The following is a 4,520-nucleotide window of genomic DNA, read 5'->3' as shown; positions in this document are numbered from 1 at the left end:
CCCCCCGCCCGCCGGCGGCTCGGGCCGGGGGCCGGGTGGCCCGCTCAGGCGTCAGAACGCCGCGTCCCTAAGGACCGCGTCAGAGCGCCGCGCTGTTGTTGATGACGCAGATGTCCTCGACGAGGCCGTCCTCCTCGATGCCGTGCGCGACGACGTCGACCTCGTCCTCGGCCTCGGTCGGCTCCGGGTTGATGGACTCGGACATGGTGCCCTCCCTCTGCAGTGCGGCGTCCGCTACGCCGGCCCTGGGCCACGGTAGGAAGCCCCGGTATGGCGGCGCTTTCCCGCCGGTTCGATTTCGGTATGACGGAAGGTCAACACCCGTTCACCGCTGGCGGACCGGCACCCGTTCGGCGGCCTTGGCGGCCCGCTCGCGGGCGTACGCGTAGAGCAGTGCCGGCATCGCGAAGCGCACGGCGGCCCCGGGGCCCTCCGCGCCGTCCGGGCCGGCGACGGTGAGCAGGCTGGCCTCCAGGAGGTCCTCCAGGGTCCGGGCCGCCGCCCCCGGGTCGCAGTCCAGCACCGTCGCGGCCTGCTCCAGGGTGAACACCGGGTGGGCGAGCAGCCCGAGCCGCAGCACCGCCCGGTGCCCGGCCTCGGGCAGCTCCCCCACCGAGCCGGCCAACCGCACCCGCACCAGCGGGTCTCCCCCGCACAGTTCGTCCAGCAGGGCGCGCCCGCCGGTCAGCCGGGCCCCGTACTCGCTCAGCGGCACGTGCCGCAGGAAGGCCAGGCGGTCGGCGACCAGCCGCACCCCGAGCGGCAGCAGCCCGGCGGCGCGCACGATCCGGGCGGCCGACTCGCGGTCGGCCTCGACCCGCTCGGCGCCGATCGTCCGCCCGAGGAACTCCACCGCCTCGTCCACCGCGAACGGCGGCAGCGAGAACCGGTGGGCGCCTTCCAGGCCGATCAGCCGGGGCCGGGCGGTGACCACGACGGCGCTCTCGCCGGCCTCCGGCAGCAGCGGCCGGACCTCCGACTCGCGCCGGGCGTCGTCGACGACCACCAGGGCGCGGCGTCCGGTCAGCCACAACTGCCAGGCCCAGCGCGGGTCGGAGCGGTGCGCGGGGCCGGGCGGTTCGCCGCGGCCGGCGGGGGCGGCGGCGGCCAGCAGTTGGCGCAGCACGTCCTCCAGCGGGCGCAGCCGGCCGTCGTCGCCGCGCAGCCGGACGAACAGCCGGCCGTCCGGGAACCGCTCGCCGAGCCGGTGCGCGGTGTGCACGGCGAGCGCGGTCTTCCCGGCGCCGAGCGGCCCGGTCAGGACGGCGAGCCGGCCCGTGCCGCCGGTGAGCACCTCGGTCAGGCGCCGCACGGCGGCCGCGTGGCCGGTGAACGCGGGCGGGTCGGTGGGCAGCAGCTGCGGCGGCGGGGCCGGGGCCGGGTCCCCGGAGGGCGCGGCGAGCACGGCGGGAGCGGCCGGGGCGGCGGGCCGTGGCAGCACCGGGCCCGCGTCGCACAGCAGCTCGCGGTAGAAGCGGGCCAGCGCCGGGCTGGGCGGCAGGCCGAGTTCCTGGGCGAGCGACTGGCGCAGCTCGTCGTAGACGGCGAGCGCCTCGGAGCGCCGCCCGGCCTGGCACAGCGCGGTCATCTGCAGCATCCGCAGCCGCTCGCGCAGCGGGTCGCGCTGGGCCGCCTCGGTGACCCGCTCGATCGTCACCGCTCCGCGCCCGGCGGCGAGTTCGGCGTCCAGCCAGTCCTCGAACACCGCGAGGTGGCGGCGGTCCAGGCGCCGCGCGGCCGCGTCGATCAGCGGGACGTCCCGGAACCCGTCCAGGGCCGGTCCGCGCCACAGTGCCAGCGCCCCGGCGAGCGCCCCGGACCGGGCCCGCCGCTCGAAGCGCAGCGCGTCGAGGCCGTCCTCGGGGGTGTGCAGCACGTAGCCGCCGGCCTGGTGGCTGATCCGCACGACCGGCGCGGCGGGCTCCGGGCCGCCGCCGGGCTCGGCCCCGACCAGCCGGCGCAGTCCGCAGACGTACACCTGGAGGTTCTTGCGGGCGGTGCGCGGCGGCGCGTCGTCCCACAGCGCCTCGACGAGGGCCTCGGCCGACAGCCGGGTGTTCGCGTGGGACAGCAGCGCCGCCAGGAGGATCTGTTGTTTCCGTGATCCCGGGTCGAGCTCCCGGCCGTTCTCCAGCACGCGGAGCGGGCCGAGAATCCCGAATCCCACCGCCATCTCACGCCAACTTGATGACGAAGGAATGCCCTTCCACCTCGGCGTCCGAAACGGCGTCCAGCCGCTGTTTGACGGAATTGAGGACGGTCACCTCGTCCTCGGTGAGGCGGGACAGCACGTCCCGCTGCTCCAGGGTCAGCAGGTCGACCGGGTTGCCCGCCTGGCGGAGGGCGTCGAGGGCGTCGAAGGTCATGGTCCCCTCCTTGTCGGATGCCAGATCATCATCACCGCCGCCCGGGGGGCCGTCCATGAGACCTTTGGGCCAGGAATCACCGCCGGCGGGGGGCCCGGGGACGGAGGCGGCGAGAATCAGCGCGAGCAGTCCGGCCTGCAGTCTTGACCGGAGTCCCAGTTTCGCCAGAATGGCGGTGACGAACCGTTTGACGGTGCGTTCGCTGATATGCAGTTCGTAGGCTATCGAGCGGTTGTCGTATCCGAGGCCCAGCAGGTGCAGCACGGTGCGCTCGCGCGGGGTCAGCGAGGCGGTCAGCGACAGCGCGGCCGCCGTCGGCCGCGGCGGCAGCCCCGGCACACGGGGCGTACCGCACTCCGGACACACCGGATCCCCACCACCCATCGACGGAGCCCCCCTCTGGCAACACCTGACCGCGGTGCCCTCATGCTGACGCCCGCACCGGGCACCGGCAAGAGGGCGAACGCGCCAGGAACATGCCACCACCTCGCGGCTTCCGCCGTCGGTCCGCACCGCTAGGGTGCCTCGCATGTCCTCACTGATCACCGCCATCACCGACCACCCCGAGGCCGCCGACTTCCTGTCCTGGCCGGGCGACTTCGACCTCGAACGCGACGAGCACGTGGAGGAGGTGCACCTGGCGTCCGGCGCGGCGCTGGAGGGCTTCGCCGGGGACGGCGCGGGCGGCAGCTTCTTCTTCTGCGGCGACGGGGGCGAGGAGCGTCCGATCCTCTACGCCGACTCCGAGGGCCGGGCGGCGCTGCTCGCCATCGGGCTGCCGGAGCTGCTGCGGCTGCTGCTGGTCGCGCCCTGGTGGCGCGACTGCCCGGGGTTCTCCGCGGCGGAGAGCGCCGAATCGGCGGCCGGGTACCTGGAGGACATGCCCGACCTGTCGGCCAGGCGGGACCGGGCGGCCGCCGCGCTCGGCCTGGAACTGCCCACCGAGGAGGCGGTCCTGGCGCGGCTGCGGGAGGTCTGCACGGGCGCCGGCGAGGAGTTCGTGCTGCTCTTCACCCCGGAGAACTCGCCCTACGAGCCGTACTTCGGCGACTGACCGCCGGCGGCCCCGCCGGTCAGCGCCGGTCGGCGGCGGGCGCGGCGTCGGCCAGGGCGTCCAGCACCGGGCGGATGAGCGGGTGACCGTCCGCGCCGGCCCGGACGGCGGCGAAGACCCGGCGGGTGGCGAGCGCGCTGTCGACGGGCCGGACGGCGACCCGCCCCAGGTCCACCCCGAGCAACGCCGAGCGCGGCACCAGCGCCACGCCCGCGCCCGCCGAGGCGAGGGCGACGACGGCGCGGAAGTCGTCCGAGGAGTGCACCAGACGCGGCTGGAACCCGGCGTGCTCACAGGCCAGCAGCACCACGTCATGGCACGGGTTGCCCGGGTAGGGCCCGATCCACGGCTCGCCGGCGAGGTCGGCCACCGCGATCGGGCCCTCGGCGTCCGCCAGCGGGTGCCCGAGCGGCAGCACCGCCTCGAACGGTTCCGCGTAGAGCGGGACCCGGGTGAGCCGGGCGTCGTCGGCGCGCGGGGCGCCCCGGTACTCGACCGCCACCGCGAGGTCGGCGCGGCCGTCGAGCACCATCGGCAGACTGGCGTCGCCCTCCGCGTCCAGCACCTTGAGCCGCACCCCGGGCGCGCCGGCCGCGAGGGCGCCGATCGCCGGTGCGAGGACCAGCGAGATCCCGGTGGCGAACGACGCGACGGTGACCTCCCCCGAGACGCCCGCGCTGTAGGCGGCGAGGTCCGCCTCGGCCCGCTCCAGCTGTGCGAGCACGGCGTCGGCGTGACCGAGCAGGATCTCCCCGGCCGCCGTCAGCCGCACCCCCCGGCCCTCCCTGGCCAGCAGGTGGTGACCGGTCTCCTGCTCCAACGCGGCGAGCTGCTGCGAGACGGCCGAGGGAGTGAGGTACAGCGCCGCCGCCGCGGCGGTCACCGTCCGGTGGTCCGCCACCGCTCGCAGGGTCCGCAGCCGTCTCGCGTCGATCACGGACCCAATTCTGCCAGCGTCCGCGACACGCCCGGGCCCGGGGTGGCCGGCCGGCGAACAACCGGTGAAGACCGCGAACGGGAGCGGGACGTCGGGCGGGCCGACGTCCCACTCCCGTGGCGGGAGGGTGGGACAGATGGTCTTGGGTGCCGTGCGGTGGCGG

At 75.8% G+C, this 4,520-nt stretch carries 5 protein-coding genes; 1 reads left to right on the top strand and 4 read right to left on the bottom strand.

Translation table 11 applies throughout. The features are described 5' to 3' along the window. Positions 1-79: 79 nt before the first annotated feature. From ABD308_RS01815 to ABD308_RS01805, 3 genes are all read right to left on the bottom strand, one after another. Positions 80-205, bottom strand: coding sequence for a hypothetical protein (locus tag ABD308_RS01815; protein ID WP_344324409.1), 126 nt, complete (start codon positions 203-205; stop codon positions 80-82). A gap of 120 nt (positions 206-325) precedes the next feature. Next, entirely contained in the window at positions 326-2,173 is a 1,848-nt protein-coding gene (locus ABD308_RS01810; RefSeq protein ID WP_344324406.1) for an AfsR/SARP family transcriptional regulator, read from the bottom strand. A 1-nt stretch (position 2,174) separates the two neighbouring features. Then, a complete protein-coding gene (locus tag ABD308_RS01805; RefSeq protein ID WP_344324403.1) occupies positions 2,175-2,705 on the bottom strand; it encodes a helix-turn-helix domain-containing protein in 531 nt (176 codons plus the stop codon). Positions 2,706-2,895: 190 nt separating this feature from the next. Here ABD308_RS01805 and ABD308_RS01800 point away from each other — a divergent pair, with 190 nt between their 5' ends. Beyond that, positions 2,896-3,420 (top strand): hypothetical protein, encoded by a 525-nt coding sequence (locus tag ABD308_RS01800; RefSeq protein WP_344324400.1) that lies wholly within the window; start codon positions 2,896-2,898, stop codon positions 3,418-3,420. A 19-nt stretch (positions 3,421-3,439) separates the two neighbouring features. Here ABD308_RS01800 and ABD308_RS01795 read toward each other — a convergent pair whose 3' ends face one another. Next, entirely contained in the window at positions 3,440-4,357 is a 918-nt protein-coding gene (locus tag ABD308_RS01795; protein ID WP_344324397.1) for a LysR family transcriptional regulator, read from the bottom strand. Positions 4,358-4,520 lie beyond the last annotated feature (163 nt).

Source organism: Kitasatospora putterlickiae, from assembly GCF_039527695.1.
GTDB classification, from domain to species: domain Bacteria; phylum Actinomycetota; class Actinomycetes; order Streptomycetales; family Streptomycetaceae; genus Kitasatospora; species Kitasatospora putterlickiae.
This window is presented reverse-complemented; position numbering and strand designations above follow the sequence as displayed.